Raw genomic sequence first — 14074 nt, 5'->3', positions numbered from 1 at the left:
CTGCGCTCGGTGCTCGCGGCGGGGGGCGCGGACTGCGCCAGGGCCGGGCCGGCGACGGCGGCGGTGGCGAGCCCGCCGGCCGCGGTGAGGAAGCGCCGGCGTGGGTTCGAGGATGGCTGGTTCATGAGGTCTCCCGATAGGTGAGCCGCCCCGGTGCGGGAAGCCGCCGGGGCTTGATGAGCCGGGCGCGACGGCCCGGCAGGGCCTGGCGACCGCAGTCGCCGCGACGGACGGCCGATATGAAGATCGGCCGGATGCGTCCGTTCAGGTGGAGGGCTGCGCGGCGAGGCGTGCGAGCTGGCGGTCGTGCAGCCGTCCGAACACGATCTGCGCGATTATCGCTCCGAGCAGCGCCATCAGCATGTCGGCCTGGGCGTCCCAGGGGTCGCCCTGGGTGCCGAGGAATTCCACCGCGCCGCCGGCCCACAGCTCGGCCGAGGCCCATTCGACGAGCTCGTACAGCGCGCTGATGCCGGTGCAGCTCAGGGTGAGCAGGGCGAACAGCCATTTTCCCGGGCGCAGCGGCGAGGTGCGCAGCAGCAGCTCGCGGCCCAGAATCGCCGGGGTGACGCCCTGGAAGAAGTGGCCGAAGCGGTCGTAGGGGTTGCGCGCGAGTTCGAACCAGTCCTGCACCACGAAGCCGACCGGTACGCGCGCGTAGGTGTAGGCGCCGCCGAGGATGAGGATCAGGGAGAAGAACGCGATCAGACCGTAGGTGAGCGGGGTGAGCGGGAAGCGGCGCGCGCTCGCGAGCAGGATGGGGAGCGCGATCAGCACCGGGGCCACCTCGGCCCACCACACGCCGCGGTCGTAGGGGGCGATGCCCGAGGCGAGGAGGGCGGCGAGGACGAGGATCAGCAGGGCGAGACGCAGCTTCATGTGGGGCTCCCGGGGGCAGGTGCAGGGCGTGGGTTTGCGCGCCGCGTGCGGAGCCTGGGGGTGGCCCGGCGGGCGATCGCCAGTGCGTGCAATCCTGAGCCCTTGCGGGCTTCCCCGCCAGCATGGCCCGCTTGCGCCGGCGCAGCGGCTGCGTACGGCAAGAGAAACTTCACGCTCCTCGGGAAGTCGTACCACTCCCATTTACATGCAGGATCTCCGATGAAGCACCGTCCGCTCATGCTCGCCGCCAGTGTGCTGGCGCTCCTGGCGCAGGTCGGCCCCGTTGCCGCGGCCGACGCGCCATCCGCGCCCGTGGAGCCGATCGCCGCGCTCGACGTGCCGCGCTACATGGGCTCCTGGTACGAGATCGCGCGCTATCCGAACTGGTTCCAGAAGAAGTGCGTGGGGGATTCGCGCGCCGACTACAGCCTGCTGGAGAGCGGCGAGGTGCGCGTGGTGAACCGCTGCCGCGAGGCCGATGGCAGCGTCTCCGAGGCGGTCGGCGTGGCGCGGCAGATCGGTGGCGCCGACTCGCCGCGGCTGGAGGTGCGCTTCGCGCCGGCCTGGCTGTCCTTCCTGCCGATCGTATGGGGCGACTACTGGGTGCTCGACCTCGACCCCGACTATCGCCTGGTCGCGGTGGGCGAGCCGAGCCGGGAGTACCTGTGGATCCTGTCGCGCACGCCGACGGTGGAGGCGCGTGCCTACGCCGAGCTGCTCGAGCGCCTCGCGGCGCGTGGCTTCGATGTCGGGCGGCTGGTGCGCGGGGAGCAGGGTGGCGGCGGGTGAGGGCGGTGCGAGCGTCATCGCACCCTTCAGCGGCGATCGCGACTTGCGTCGCTCCCACAAGAACACCGCGGTTCCGGCGCCCCCACCGGGTGATTCGGGCACCTTGTGGGAGCGACGGGCATCTTGTGGGAGCGACGCAAGTCGCGATACGGCGGTGGAAGGGTCGGTGAAGCGGGTCGAAAGCGCTGGAGCGCGCCGCTCCCGCGCTCCCAGAACCCGACAGACCCCTGCGGGAGCTCCGCCTTTTCATGCGTGCCCGGTAATCTGGCACCAAATTTGCTGTGGTAACCTCAGCAGGGTTTCGCCGGACCGCCGCACGTCGTCCTGGCCCCCGCCCCGTCCCTGAACGCCTTTCCGCCCCGATCCGCCTCGATGCTGCTCGCCTCGCTCGTCCTCCTCCCCTTTCTCGGTAGCGTGCTCGCCGCGCTGATGCCGCAGGACGCGCGCAACCGCGAGTCCTGGCTGGCGATCGGGGTGGCGGTGGGCGGACTGGCGATCGCCGCGGCCTTGTTCCCGCAGGTCGCCGCCGGCGAGGTCGTGCGTGCGGAGTTCGCCTGGCTGCCCGCCGAGGGCTTGGACTTCGTGCTGCGGGTCGACGGCCTGGCCTGGGTCTTCAGCATGCTGGTGCTGGCGATCGGACTGCTGGTGGTGCTGTATGCGCGCTACTACATGTCGCCCGAAGACCCGGTGCCGCGCTTCTTCGCCTTCCTGCTCGCCTTCATGGGCTCGATGCTGGGGGTCGTGCTGTCGGGCAACCTGGTGCAGCTGGTGGTGTTCTGGGAGCTCACCAGCCTCACCTCCTTCCTGCTCATCGGCTACTGGCACCACCGCGCGGACGCTCGCCGCGGCGCGCGCATGGCGTTCACCGTGACCGCCACCGGGGGCCTGTGCCTGATGGCCGGGGTGTTGGTGCTGGGGCATATCGTCGGCAGCTACGACCTCGACGTCGTGCTCGCCGCCGGCGACCAGATCCGCGACCACGAGCTCTACCTCCCCGCGCTGGTGCTGGTCGCGCTCGGTGCACTCACCAAGAGTGCGCAGTTTCCCTTCCACTTCTGGCTGCCGCATGCGATGGCGGCGCCCACGCCGGTGTCGTCCTACCTGCACTCGGCCACGATGGTGAAGGCAGGGGTGTTCCTGCTCGTGCGCCTGTGGCCGGCGCTCGCCGGCACGCCGGAATGGACCTGGATCATCGGCGGCGCCGGCGTGTGCACCCTGCTGATCGGCGCCTTCGTGGCCATCTTCCAGCACGACCTCAAGGGCTTGCTGGCCTACTCGACGATCAGCCACCTCGGCCTCATCACGGTGCTGATCGGCATCGGCACGCCGCTGGCGATCGTCGCGGCGATCTTCCACATCCTCAACCATGCGACCTTCAAGGCCTCGCTGTTCATGGCCGCCGGGATCATCGACCACGAGACCGGCACCCGCGACCTGCGCGTGCTGCGCGGCCTGCGCCACAAGCTGCCGATCACCGCCACGCTGGCCATCGTCGCCAGCGCGGCGATGGCGGGGGTGCCGCTGCTCAACGGCTTCCTGTCCAAGGAGATGTTCTTCGCCGAGACGCTGCACGTCGGGGGGGATCGCAACTGGTGGATGTCGTACGCCGCGGTGGCGATGGGCATGTTCAGCGTGGCCTATTCGCTGCGCTTCATCTCGGTCTTCTTCGGAACGCCGGCGCAGGGCCTGCCGCGCGACCCCCACGAGCCGCCGCGCTGGATGCGCTTTCCGGTCGAGCTGCTGGTGCTGGCCTGCCTGGTGGTGGGCGTCGCCCCCGGCGTGAGCATCGAGCCGCTACTGCACCTGGCGGTGGTCGCCACCCTGGGCGAGGACGCGCCGGCCTACGACCTGGCGGTGTGGCACGGCTTCAACCTGCCGCTGCTGATGAGCGTGTGCGCGCTCGTGGGCGGCATGCTGCTTTACGGGGTGCTGCGCCGCCATTTCGACCTGGCGCGGCGCGAGCGCGTGCCGCTGCTCCACCGCCTCAACGGCGCGCAGGCCTACGAGACGACGATGCTGCAGCTCACCCGCGGTGCGGAGTGGCTGCTGCGCCGCGTCGGCACGCGCCGGCTGCAGCCGCAGCTGATGCTGATGATGCTCGCGCTGCTGCTGATCCCGCTCCTGCTGGCGGGCGCTCCGCCGGCGTGGACCGTGATCCCCGTGCGGGGCTTCGACCCCATCTTCGCCGGCATGTGGCTGATCGGCGCCGGCTGCGCGCTGGCGGCGGCGTGGATGGCGAAGTACCACCGCCTGGCCGCGCTCGCGCTCGTCGGCGGCACCGGCATCGTCACCGCGGCGACCTTCCTGTGGCTGTCTGCGCCCGACCTGGCGCTGACTCAGCTGATGGTGGAGACGGTGACCACGGTGCTGATCCTGCTCGGCCTGCGCTGGCTGCCGCCGCGGATCGAGTCGATCGCCGGCCCGGTGCAGCCGCCGTGGCAGGTATGGACGCGACGCACGCGCGACCTCGCGCTCGCCGTCGGCGGCGGCCTCGCGCTGGCGGCGCTGACCCATGCGGTGCTGGTGCATCCGGCCTCGGACACGATCGCGGACTTCTTCCTGCTCAACGCCCTCGGCGGCGGCGGGGGCAGCAACGTGGTGAACGTGCTGCTGGTGGATTTCCGCAGCTTCGACACCCTGGGCGAGATCACCGTGCTCGCCGTCGTCGCGCTCACCGTGTATGCGTTGCTGCGCCGCTTCCGCCCGGCGCCGGAAAGCGCCGGCATCCCGCCGCAGCAGCGCTTCGAGGGCGATCCGGCGAGCCGGCAGAGCCCCGCCGAGCAGGCCGGCAGCGGCTACCTGCTGGTGCCGGGGATCTACCTGCGCCTGCTGCTGCCCTTCATGGGGGTGATCGCGGTGTATTTCTTCATGCGCGGGCACAACCTGCCGGGCGGCGGCTTCGTTGCCGGACTGATCTTCGCGGTGGCGATCCTGGTGCAGTACATGCTCGCCGGCACGGTGTGGGTGGAGAGCCGCCTGAACCTGCGCCCGCATCGCTGGCTGGGCTTCGGACTGCTGCTGGCCTGCACCACCGGCCTGGGGGCGTGGTGGTTCGGGCATCCCTTCCTCACCACCCACACCGCGCACGTGGAGTGGCCGCTGGTGGGCGAGCTGCACCTGCCGAGCGCCTTCGTGTTCGACCTCGGCGTGTTCGCGGTGGTGGTCGGCACCACGATGCTGATGCTGGTCGCGCTCGCGCACCAGTCGCTGCGCGCGCACCGCCACCCGGGCGAGGACCTGACGGCGGACGGACAGGGCGGTGCCGAGGGGAGGCGGATCTGATGGAACTGGTACTGGCGATTTCCGTAGGCGTGGTGTTCGGCGCGGGGATCTGGCTGATCCTGCGTCCGCGCACCTTCCAGCTCATCACCGGGCTGCTGTTGATGTCGTACGCGGTGAACCTGGTCATCTTCGCGATGGGGCGGCTGTGGGTGGACAAGCCGCCGATCACGCCCACGCCCGCCATCGATCCGGCGCAGTTCGCCGACCCGCTGCCGCAGGGCCTCGTGCTCACCGCGATCGTGATCGGCTTCGCCACCACCGCGCTCTACCTGGTGATGATGATCGGCGCGCGCGGGCTCTCGGGCAGCGACCACGTCGATGGCGAGGAGCCGCGCGAATGACGGTGTTGCCCTGGCTCAACCACCTGATCATCGTGCCCGTGCTGCTGCCGCTGATCGTCGGCGCGCTGATGATCCCGATCAACCAGAAGCGCCACGGGCTCAAGTTCGGCCTCGGCCTCGCGAGCGGCATGCTGCTGTGGGCGGTGGCGGTCGCACTGCTGGTGCTGGCCGACGGCGGGTACTGGCCCGGCGGCATCGGCGTGTATCTGGCGGCCAACTGGGCTGCGCCCTTCGGCATCGCGCTGGTGGCCGACCGCCTCTCCGCGCTGATGCTGGTGCTGACGGCGACGATCGCGCTCGCCGTGCTGGTGTTCTCGGCGCGGCGCTGGGACCGCGTCGGCGTGAGCTTCCACCCGCTCTTCCAGTTCCTGCTGATGGGGCTCAACGGCGCCTTCCTGACCAACGACCTGTTCAACCTCTTCGTGTTCTTCGAGGTCATGCTGGCGGCGTCCTACGGGCTCGTGCTGCACGGCTACAACCTGCGTCGCATCCAGGCCGGCATGCAGTACATCGCGGTGAACCTGGTGGCTTCGCTGGTGTTCCTGATCGGGGTGTCGCTGATCTACGCCGCCTCCGGGACGCTCAACATCGCCGACCTCGGCGCCCGCGTGGCCCTGCTCGGCGCGCAGGACGCCTGGCTGCTGCAGGTCGGGGCGGCGGTGCTGGCGCTCGCCTTTCTGACCAAGGGGGCGATGTGGCCGCTCGGGTTCTGGTTGCCCACCACCTACGCCTCGGCCTCGGCGCCGGTGGGGGCGATGCTGGTGCTGATGACCAAGGTGGGCGTGTATGCCGTGCTGCGGGTGTGGCTGGCGGTGTTCGGCGAGGGGGCGGGCGCCGCGGAGGGCTTCGGCTTCGCCGCGCTGACCCTCGGCGGCATGGCGACCGTGCTGTTCGGCGCCATCGGCATGCTCGCGAGCCAGGACGGCGGGCGCATGGCGGGCTATGGCGCGATCGTGTCCTCGGGCACGCTGCTGGCGGTGATCGGGCATTCCGGGGGGGCGGTGCTGGCCTCGGGCCTCTACTACCTGCTCGGCTCCACGCTGGCGATGGCGGCCTTCATGCTGCTGATCGAGCTCACCGAGCGCATCCGTCCGCCGGGCGCGGCGCTGATCGCGATCACCATGGAGGCCTTTGCGATCGAGGACAAGCCGGAGGATCCGGTCGGCGTCGGCATTCCCGGCACGCTCGCCTTCCTCGGCCTGAGCTTCGCCGCGTGCGCGCTGGTGATCGCCGGGATGCCGCCGCTGGCGGGCTTCGTCGCCAAGTTCAGCCTCTTCCACGCCATGCTCGCGGCCGCGCCCGAAGGCGTCCCGGCGACGACCTGGGGCCTGATCGGGCTGATGATCCTCGCCGGGCTGGCGGCGATCATCGCGCTGATGCGCCTGGGGGTGCGCACCTTCTGGGCTGCGGGCGCGGTGACGCCGCCGCGGCTGCAGTTCTCCGAGGCGGTGCCGGTGGGGGCGCTGGTGATCCTGTGCGTGCTGCTGACGGTGCAGGCGGGCACGGTGTTCGACTACCTCGACCGCACCACCGCGGGCCTGCTGCGCAGCGGCGACTACGCGGCGCGCGTGCTCGGCGAGCCTCCGGTGCTGCGCGCGCCGGGCGCGGAGGGTGCGCGATGAGACGCTGGCTGCCTTCGCCGCTGCTGTCGGCGAGCCTGCTGCTGATGTGGCTGATGCTCAACCAGAGCCTGGAGCCCGCGCACTGGCTGCTCGGCGGCGCGCTCGGCGTGCTCGCGCCGCTGCTGTCGCAGCCGCTGCAGCCGCACGGCCACGCCCGCATCCGCCGCCCGCTGGCGCTGTTCCGCCTGCTGTGGATGGCGGCGATCGAGATCGTCCGCTCCTGTTTCAACGTCACCCAGATCATCCTGTTGCGGCGTTCGGCCGATGTGAACTCGCAATTCATCCGCGTGCCGCTCGACCTGAAGAGCCCGCACGGCCTGGCCCTGCTGTCCTGCCTGATCAACTCGACGCCGGGCACGGTGTGGGTGGAGATCCTTCCCGACGGCCACGAGCTGCTGCTCCACGTCTTCGATCTGCACGACGAGGCGTGGTGGGTGCACACCATCAAGACGCGTTACGAACAGCCGATCATCGAGGTGTTCGAGACGCCCGAACCCGGAGGAGGCCGGACATGACGACCGCGACGCTGCTCTCGGCGGCGACCCTTTTCGCGCTGGCCTGCGTGGTGCTGGCCATGCTGTTGTGCACGCTGCGGCTGATGATCGGCCCCTCGGCACAGGACCGCGTGCTGGCGCTCGACACGCTGTGGATGTGCGTGATGGTGCTGGCGCTGCTGCTGGGCATCCGCCACGGCAGCCAGATCTATTTCGAGGCGGCGCTGATCATCGCGCTGCTCGGCTTCGTGTCCACGATCGCGCTCGCCAAGTTCCTGATGCGCGGGGAGGTGATCGAATGAGCGCGTCCGCACGACCGCTCGAAGGAAAGCGCTCCGCTCCCCCGCGGACGAGGTCGCGCAGCGACAGGAGGGTAGCCCAATGAGTGGTGCCGAATCCCTGCCGTGGTGGGCGGCGATCCCGGTGGCCTTGCTGCTGGTGCTGGGCGGCATCGTCACCCTCGTCGGCACGCTCGGCCTGGCGCGCCTGCAGAGCTTCTACCAGCGCATCCACGGCCCCGCGATCAGCATCGCGCTCGGCGCCGGCTGCATCCTGTTGGCGTCGATGCTGTATTTCACGGTGATGCAGTCGCGCCTGGTGATCCACGAGCTGCTGATCAGCGTCTTCGTGCTGATGACCGCGCCGGTGGTGTCGATGCTGATCATGCGTGCCGCGGTGTACCGCGACCTGCGTGCCGCGCGCGAGATGGACCCGGGGAACGATGCGGGCAATTCGTGAGGGCTCGCGGCACGGCGGCGAACCCGGTTTCAGTGGTCGTTGACGCATCGTGGCGGGGGGCCGGACGCCGGTGATCGTTCGCGCGCCGTATCGCGACTTGCGTCGCTCCCACCGCGGGCTCGGTCGCCATCACTTCCGTGAGCCGTCGGGGGACTGCCCGCCTGTAGGAGCGACGCAAGTCGCGATAGGCGAGGTCGATCCGGCGCGGAATAGTGCCGCGTCGCGCTGGCATCGCCAACAAGAAAGCCAACCCCGAAGGATTGGCTTTCTTGTTGGCGATGCTGGCTCCTCGACCTGGGCTCGAACCAGGGACCTACGGATTAACAGTCCGGCGCTCTACCGACTGAGCTATCGAGGAAATACTCGGTTGCGATGCTGGCTTGCTGTTCCTTTATGAAACACCAAGTCCTGAAACTTGGCTCCCCGACCTGGGCTCGAACCAGGGACCTACGGATTAACAGTCCGGCGCTCTACCGACTGAGCTATCGGGGAACAGAGGCGCGCATTTTAGGCAGCAGATGCGCGCTCGTCAAGGCTGGGGCGGAAGATTTTGCGATCCCGCCGCCCTGGCCGGGCTGGATCAGCCCTTGACCACCTGCGCGATCGCCTTGGCGACGTAGCCGATGTTCTTGGAGTTGAGCGCGGCCAGGCAGATGCGGCCGGTCGACACGGCGTAGATGCCGAAATCGGCCTTGAGCTTCTCGACCTGCGCGGCGGTGAGCCCGGTGTAGGAGAACATGCCGCGCTGCTTGATCACGAAGGAGAAGTCCTGCGCCACGCCCGCGGCCTTCAACTGCTCGACCAGGCCGGTGCGCATGGCGCGGATGCGCTCGCGCATGCCGCCGAGCTCGTCTTCCCACATCTGGCGCAGCTCGGGCGAGCTCAGCACGGCGGCGACGATGGCGCCGCCGTGGATCGGCGGGTTGGAGTAGTTGGTGCGGATCACGCGCTTGACCTGCGACAGCACGCGACCGGCCTCTTCCTTGCTGGCGGTGACGATGGACAGCGCACCGACGCGCTCGCCGTAGAGCGAGAAGCTCTTCGAGAACGAGCTCGACACGAAGAACTGCAGGCCGCTGGCCGACAGCGCGCGCACGGCCACGGCGTCGGCGTCGATGCCTTCGGCGAAGCCCTGGTAGGCCATGTCGAGGAAGGGGATCAGGCCGCGCTCGCGGCACACGGCGACCACTTCGTCCCACTGCGCGTCGGACAGGTCGGCGCCGGTGGGGTTGTGGCAGCAGGCGTGCAGCACGATGATCGAGCCGGGCTGCAGGCTGTCGAGCTTGGCCTTCATGCCGGCGAAGTTAACACCGCGGGTGGCGGCGTCGTAGTAGGGGTAGTTCTCGACCGGAAAGCCGGCGGATTCGAACAGCGCGCGGTGGTTCTCCCAGCTCGGGTCGGAGATGTACACGGTGGCGCCGGGGACGAGACGCTTGAGATAGTCGGCGCCGACCTTGAGCGCGCCGGTGCCGCCGAGGGCCTCGACGGTGATGGTCTGGCCGCTGGTGGCGAGCTGCGAGTCCTTGCCGAAGAGCAGGCCCTGCACCGCGTTGTTGTAGGCCGCGGGGCCTTCGATCGGCTGGTAGCCGCGCGGCGGCATGGCTTCGAGGCGTGCCTTCTCGGCGGTGCGCACGGCGGCGAGCAGCGGGATCTTGCCGTTGTCGTCGTAGTACACGCCGACGCCGAGGTTGACCTTCTCGGCGCGGGTGTCGGCGGCGAAGGCCTCGTTGAGGCCAAGGATCGGGTCACGGGGCGCCATCTCGACGGCGGCGAAGATCGAAGCGGACATGAGGACTCCAGTTGTTCCGGTAGGGCGGCAGTGAATGCGCGTGGCGGGAACGGACTTGCGCCGTGCCTTGTCACGCGATTTGGGAAATAATCGGCGTTTTCGTCCGGTGCCGCCGTGCGGCGATGCACCGGAATGGAGCGGGAATTTTAGCATGACGACTCAAGGCAATAGCGCCGGAAACGATGCACCGCAGCAAGGCGGGACCGTGCTCGGCTTCGAGGGCAGCCCCTTCCGCCTGCACCAGCCGTTTCCGCCCGCCGGCGACCAGCCCGAGGCGATCCGCCTGCTGTGCGAAGGCGTCGAGGACGGCCTGATGTATCAGACCCTGCTCGGCGTGACCGGCTCGGGCAAGACCTACACCATGGCCAACGTCATCGCCCGCATGGGGCGACCGGCCCTGGTGCTGGCGCCCAACAAGACGCTGGCCGCGCAGCTCTACGCCGAGTTCAAGGAGTTCCTGCCCGAGAACGCGGTCGAGTACTTCGTCAGCTACTACGACTACTACCAGCCCGAGGCCTACGTGCCCTCGCGCGACCTTTTCATCGAGAAGGATTCGTCGATCAACGAGCACATCGAGCAGATGCGCCTGTCGGCGACCAAGAGCCTGATGGAGCGCCGCGACGTGGTCATCGTGGCCACGGTGTCGTGCATCTACGGCATCGGCGATCCGGTCGACTACCACGCCATGATCCTGCACCTGCGCGAGGGCGAGCGCATGGCGCACCGCGACCTCATCCAGCGCCTGGTGGCGATGCAATACACCCGCGCCGACATCGACTTCCGCCGCGGCACCTTCCGCGTGCGCGGCGATGTGATCGACGTCTTCCCGGCGGAAAACGCCGAGCTCGCGGTGCGCATCGAGATGTTCGACGACGAGATCGAACACCTGACCCTGTTCGATCCGCTCACCGGACACCTCAGGCACAAGCTGGCGCGCTTCACCGTCTATCCGTCCAGCCACTACGTGACCCCGCGCGCGACGGTGCTGCAGGCGATCGAGGCGATCAAGGAGGAGTTGAAGGAGCGCGTCGCCTTCTTCCAGCGCGAGGGCAAGCTGGTGGAGGCGCAGCGCATCGAGCAGCGCACCCGCTTCGACCTCGAGATGTTGAACGAGATGGGCTTCTGCAAGGGCATCGAGAACTACTCCCGGCACCTGTCCGGGCGCGGTCCGGGCGAGCCGCCGCCGACGCTGATCGACTACCTGCCGCAGGATGCGCTGCTCTTCATCGACGAGTCGCACGTGGCCATCGGCCAGGTCGGCGGCATGTACAAGGGCGACCGCTCGCGCAAGGAGAACCTGGTCGGCTACGGCTTCCGCCTGCCGTCGGCGCTGGACAACCGGCCGCTCAAGTTCGACGAATTCGAGCGCCTTATGCCGCAGACCGTCTTCGTCTCCGCTACCCCGGCGAAGTACGAGGAGGAGCACCAGGGCCAGGTCGTGGAGCAGGTGGTGCGCCCGACCGGCCTGATCGACCCGATGGTCGAGGTGCGCCCGGCGATGACGCAGGTGGATGACCTGCTGTCCGAGATCAAGAAGCGCCTGGTGGTGAACGAGCGTGTGCTGGTCACCGTGCTCACCAAGCGCATGGCCGAGGACCTCACCGACTATCTCGCCGACAACGGCATCCGCGTGCGCTACCTGCACTCGGACATCGACACCGTGGAGCGGGTCGAGATCATCCGCGACCTGCGCCTGGGCGAGTTCGACGTGCTGGTCGGCATCAACCTGCTGCGCGAAGGCCTGGACATCCCGGAGGTGTCGCTGGTGACGATCCTGGACGCCGACAAGGAAGGCTTCCTGCGCTCCGAGCGTTCGCTGATCCAGACCATCGGCCGCGCCGCGCGCCATCTGCACGGTACCGCCATCCTCTATGCCGACCGCGTCACCGACTCGATGAAGGCGGCGATCGGGGAGACCGAGCGCCGTCGCCACAAGCAGATCGCATTCAACGAGGCCAACGGCATCGTGCCGAAGTCGGTGACCAAGCGCATCAAGGACATCATCGACGGGGTGTACGATGCCGATGGCGCGAAGCGCGACGTCGCGCGCGTGGCGGAGAAGGGCGGCGACTACGCGGCGATGGACGAGAAGGCGCTGGCGCGCGCGATCAAGCGGCTGGAGAAGGAGATGCAGGAGCACGCCCGCAACCTGGAGTTCGAGCAGGCGGCGGCAGCGCGCGACGAGCTCTTCAAGCTGCGCGAGCGCGCCTTCGGCGCCGACCAGCATGGCAGCGTGTGAACAACAAGAAGAGGAGGGGAGGGGATGAAGAGGATTCTGTTCGTATGCACTGGCAACATCTGCCGCTCGCCGACCGCCGAGGCGGTGGCGCGCCACTTCGTCGAGACCGGCGGGCTGGGTGCGCAGGTGTTGCTCGACTCTGCCGGCACGCAGGGCTACCACGCCGGCGAGGCACCCGACCCGCGCACGCAGAAGGCGGCCAAGCTGCGCGGCTACGACCTCTCGGCGCTGCGCGCGCGCAAGCTCGAGCTGCGCGACTTCCAGGAGTTCGACTTGCTGCTGGCGATGGACCGCGGGCATCTCGAGCACATGCAGCGCCATTGCCCCGAGGTGTACCGGCCCAAGCTGCAGCTCTTCCTGCCCTTCGCCGGCGCGCAAGCTCACGGCGAGGAGGTGCCCGATCCCTACTACGGCGGGCCGAAGGGCTTCGACCTGGTGCTCGACATGTGTGAAGACGCAGCACGCGGGATCGTGCAACGCGTCCGCGGCGAGGGCTGAGTTCGGGGCGAGGGCTGAGTTCGGGGCGACAAGGAAATCGCGACTCGCGCCGCTCCTGCGGAAAGCGCAACCACGCGGGCTGGTTTCCTGCAGGAGCGATGCAAGTCGCGATGTGCGCTCGACAAGCCTTCGCGCCGGGGTTGGTGGAACCGCTTACTTGCGGGTCTCGACCTGTTGCAGCGGCTCTTCGGCGATCACTGCGGCCGGGCGGGGCGGGCGGCCCAGGCGCGCCGGCTGCTCCGGGGCGCCGGTGCCGAACTGCACGCGCTTGGCCGGATCGGTCTCGATCCTGATCAGGCCGCTGTCGCCGGACGGCACCGCGATCGGTGCGCTCGGCGCGTGGCTGGCACGGCCGGCTTCCATCGCGCGAACCACCGTCGACTCGGCTGCCGCAGGCACGGACGGCTCGGCGACCTCCGTCGAATCCGCGAGCGGGGCTGGCACGGCTTCCGGCGCTGCGGCGGCGACCTCGGGGGGGACGCCGGCGCTCGACGTGGGGGCGGGCTCGGCGACCGCGACGGGTTCGGTGCCGATGACCGCCTCCTCGCCTGCTGCGGAGGCGACCGCAGGCGGCGCTTCCTCGGCAGAAGCCGAATCGATCATGGCAGCGGTCTCGGCACGGGGCGCCGCGGCGGATACCGCTTCGACCGTGGCAGCACTCCCGGCGGCAAGCTCTTCGGCAGCAGCACCTTGCTCGGCGAGCACCGCTTCGGCCGCAAGGGCCTTGTCGACCGGGACCTCCGCGGCAGGCGCCGTTTCAGCGACGACTTCCAGCGCTGCGCCGACCGGCACCGGGGCAAGCGGCACCTGAGGTGCGGCCAGGGCGACCGGTGTGACGTCCTCCGCGGTGCCGCCGACGATCGGCAGTTCGGCGATCTGCGCATCCGCCGGAGCGGTTTGCACCACGGCTGTGGCGGCAGCGCCGACGTTCGCGTCCTGTCCGGCCGTGACCGGGCTGGCAGCGTGCGCGGACTCGACGGTCCCCTGCTCGACGGCGGACGCCGCGATTCCCGACAGTTCGCCCTCGGGCGCTGTCGCCCCGGTCTCGACTTCGTTACCCGCTTCGGCGGCGCCGTCGATGCCCTGCGGCTCGCCCGAGCGACGGCCGCGGCCACGGCCGCGACGGCGGCGCTTCTCGGACGGGGTGCCTTCCTCTTCGCCGCCTTCGGTGCTGGCAACGGTCTCGGTCGTGCCGGAGTCCGCCGTCGTGGCCGCTGCCACCATCGCAGTGGCGGTGGCGGCCTTCAGCAGATCGTCCTCGGTCTGGGCCGCGCGCTGCTCGGCGCCTTCCTGGGCACGCTCGCCGCGCTGGCCGCGACCGCGGCGGCCGCCTTCGCTGCGCTCGGCACGCTCGCCACGCTCGGGGCGTTCAGCACGCTCGGGGCGCTCGGCACGCTCGGCCG

At 69.6% G+C, this 14074-nt stretch carries 11 protein-coding genes, 2 tRNA genes and 1 pseudogene; 9 read left to right on the top strand and 5 right to left on the bottom strand.

The window, feature by feature from the left end; genetic code table 11:
* Nucleotides 1-264 precede the first annotated feature (264 nt).
* Nucleotides 265-879 (bottom strand): DUF2238 domain-containing protein, encoded by a 615-nt coding sequence (locus C665_RS14310; protein WP_004316299.1) that lies wholly within the window; start codon nt 877-879, stop codon nt 265-267.
* Nucleotides 880-1098: 219 nt separating this feature from the next.
* Between C665_RS14310 and C665_RS14305 the strand changes: the two genes are divergently transcribed.
* The 7 genes from C665_RS14305 (at nt 1099) to mnhG (ending at nt 8145) form a co-directional block, all read left to right on the top strand.
* Nucleotides 1099-1668, top strand: coding sequence for a lipocalin family protein (locus tag C665_RS14305; protein WP_004316296.1), 570 nt, complete (start codon nt 1099-1101; stop codon nt 1666-1668).
* A gap of 372 nt (nt 1669-2040) precedes the next feature.
* Nucleotides 2041-4950 (top strand): monovalent cation/H+ antiporter subunit A, encoded by a 2910-nt coding sequence (locus C665_RS14300; protein WP_004316295.1) that lies wholly within the window; start codon nt 2041-2043, stop codon nt 4948-4950.
* Nucleotides 4950-5291 (top strand): Na+/H+ antiporter subunit C, encoded by a 342-nt coding sequence (locus C665_RS14295; protein ID WP_004316292.1) that lies wholly within the window; start codon nt 4950-4952, stop codon nt 5289-5291. Before C665_RS14300 ends, C665_RS14295 begins: the two co-directional genes overlap by 1 nt.
* A complete protein-coding gene (locus C665_RS14290; protein ID WP_004316291.1) occupies nt 5288-6913 on the top strand; it encodes a monovalent cation/H+ antiporter subunit D in 1626 nt (541 codons plus the stop codon). Before C665_RS14295 ends, C665_RS14290 begins: the two co-directional genes overlap by 4 nt.
* The gene (locus C665_RS14285) at nt 6910-7428 is read left to right on the top strand and encodes a Na+/H+ antiporter subunit E (protein ID WP_004316288.1); all 519 of its coding nucleotides are present in this window, start codon (nt 6910-6912) and stop codon (nt 7426-7428) included. The genes C665_RS14290 and C665_RS14285 overlap by 4 nt, the downstream gene beginning before the upstream one ends.
* Nucleotides 7425-7709: a K+/H+ antiporter subunit F gene (locus tag C665_RS14280; RefSeq protein ID WP_004316286.1), complete on the top strand. Its 285-nt coding sequence runs from the start codon at nt 7425-7427 to the stop codon at nt 7707-7709. The genes C665_RS14285 and C665_RS14280 overlap by 4 nt, the downstream gene beginning before the upstream one ends.
* Nucleotides 7710-7788: 79 nt before the next feature.
* Nucleotides 7789-8145, top strand: coding sequence for a monovalent cation/H(+) antiporter subunit G (mnhG, locus tag C665_RS14275; protein ID WP_004316283.1), 357 nt, complete (start codon nt 7789-7791; stop codon nt 8143-8145).
* Nucleotides 8146-8427: 282 nt separating this feature from the next.
* On the opposite strand, the gene C665_RS14270 is transcribed toward mnhG, so the two are convergent.
* The 3 genes from C665_RS14270 to C665_RS14260 form a co-directional block, all read right to left on the bottom strand.
* A tRNA-Asn gene (locus tag C665_RS14270) sits at nt 8428-8503 on the bottom strand.
* 58 nt (nt 8504-8561) lie between these two features.
* A tRNA-Asn gene (locus C665_RS14265) sits at nt 8562-8637 on the bottom strand.
* Nucleotides 8638-8725: 88 nt separating this feature from the next.
* Nucleotides 8726-9934 (bottom strand): amino acid aminotransferase, encoded by a 1209-nt coding sequence (locus C665_RS14260; RefSeq protein WP_004316281.1) that lies wholly within the window; start codon nt 9932-9934, stop codon nt 8726-8728.
* Nucleotides 9935-10085: 151 nt separating this feature from the next.
* Between C665_RS14260 and uvrB the strand changes: the two genes are divergently transcribed.
* Together uvrB and C665_RS14250 are read left to right on the top strand one after the other, a co-directional pair.
* Entirely contained in the window at nt 10086-12173 is a 2088-nt protein-coding gene (uvrB, locus tag C665_RS14255; RefSeq protein ID WP_040829347.1) for an excinuclease ABC subunit UvrB, read from the top strand.
* A gap of 24 nt (nt 12174-12197) precedes the next feature.
* Nucleotides 12198-12671 carry a low molecular weight protein-tyrosine-phosphatase gene (locus tag C665_RS14250; protein ID WP_004316277.1) on the top strand — a complete coding sequence of 158 codons (474 nt, stop codon included), beginning with the start codon at nt 12198-12200 and terminating at the stop codon, nt 12669-12671.
* A 153-nt stretch (nt 12672-12824) separates the two neighbouring features.
* Here C665_RS14250 and C665_RS14245 read toward each other — a convergent pair.
* A pseudogene (locus C665_RS14245) lies at nt 12825-14074 on the bottom strand (Rne/Rng family ribonuclease); the annotation flags it as partial.

This window comes from Thauera aminoaromatica S2, assembly GCF_000310185.1.
Classification (GTDB): domain Bacteria; phylum Pseudomonadota; class Gammaproteobacteria; order Burkholderiales; family Rhodocyclaceae; genus Thauera; species Thauera aminoaromatica.
Note: the sequence above shows the minus strand (reverse complement) of the source record. Positions and strands in the feature narration are given on the sequence as shown.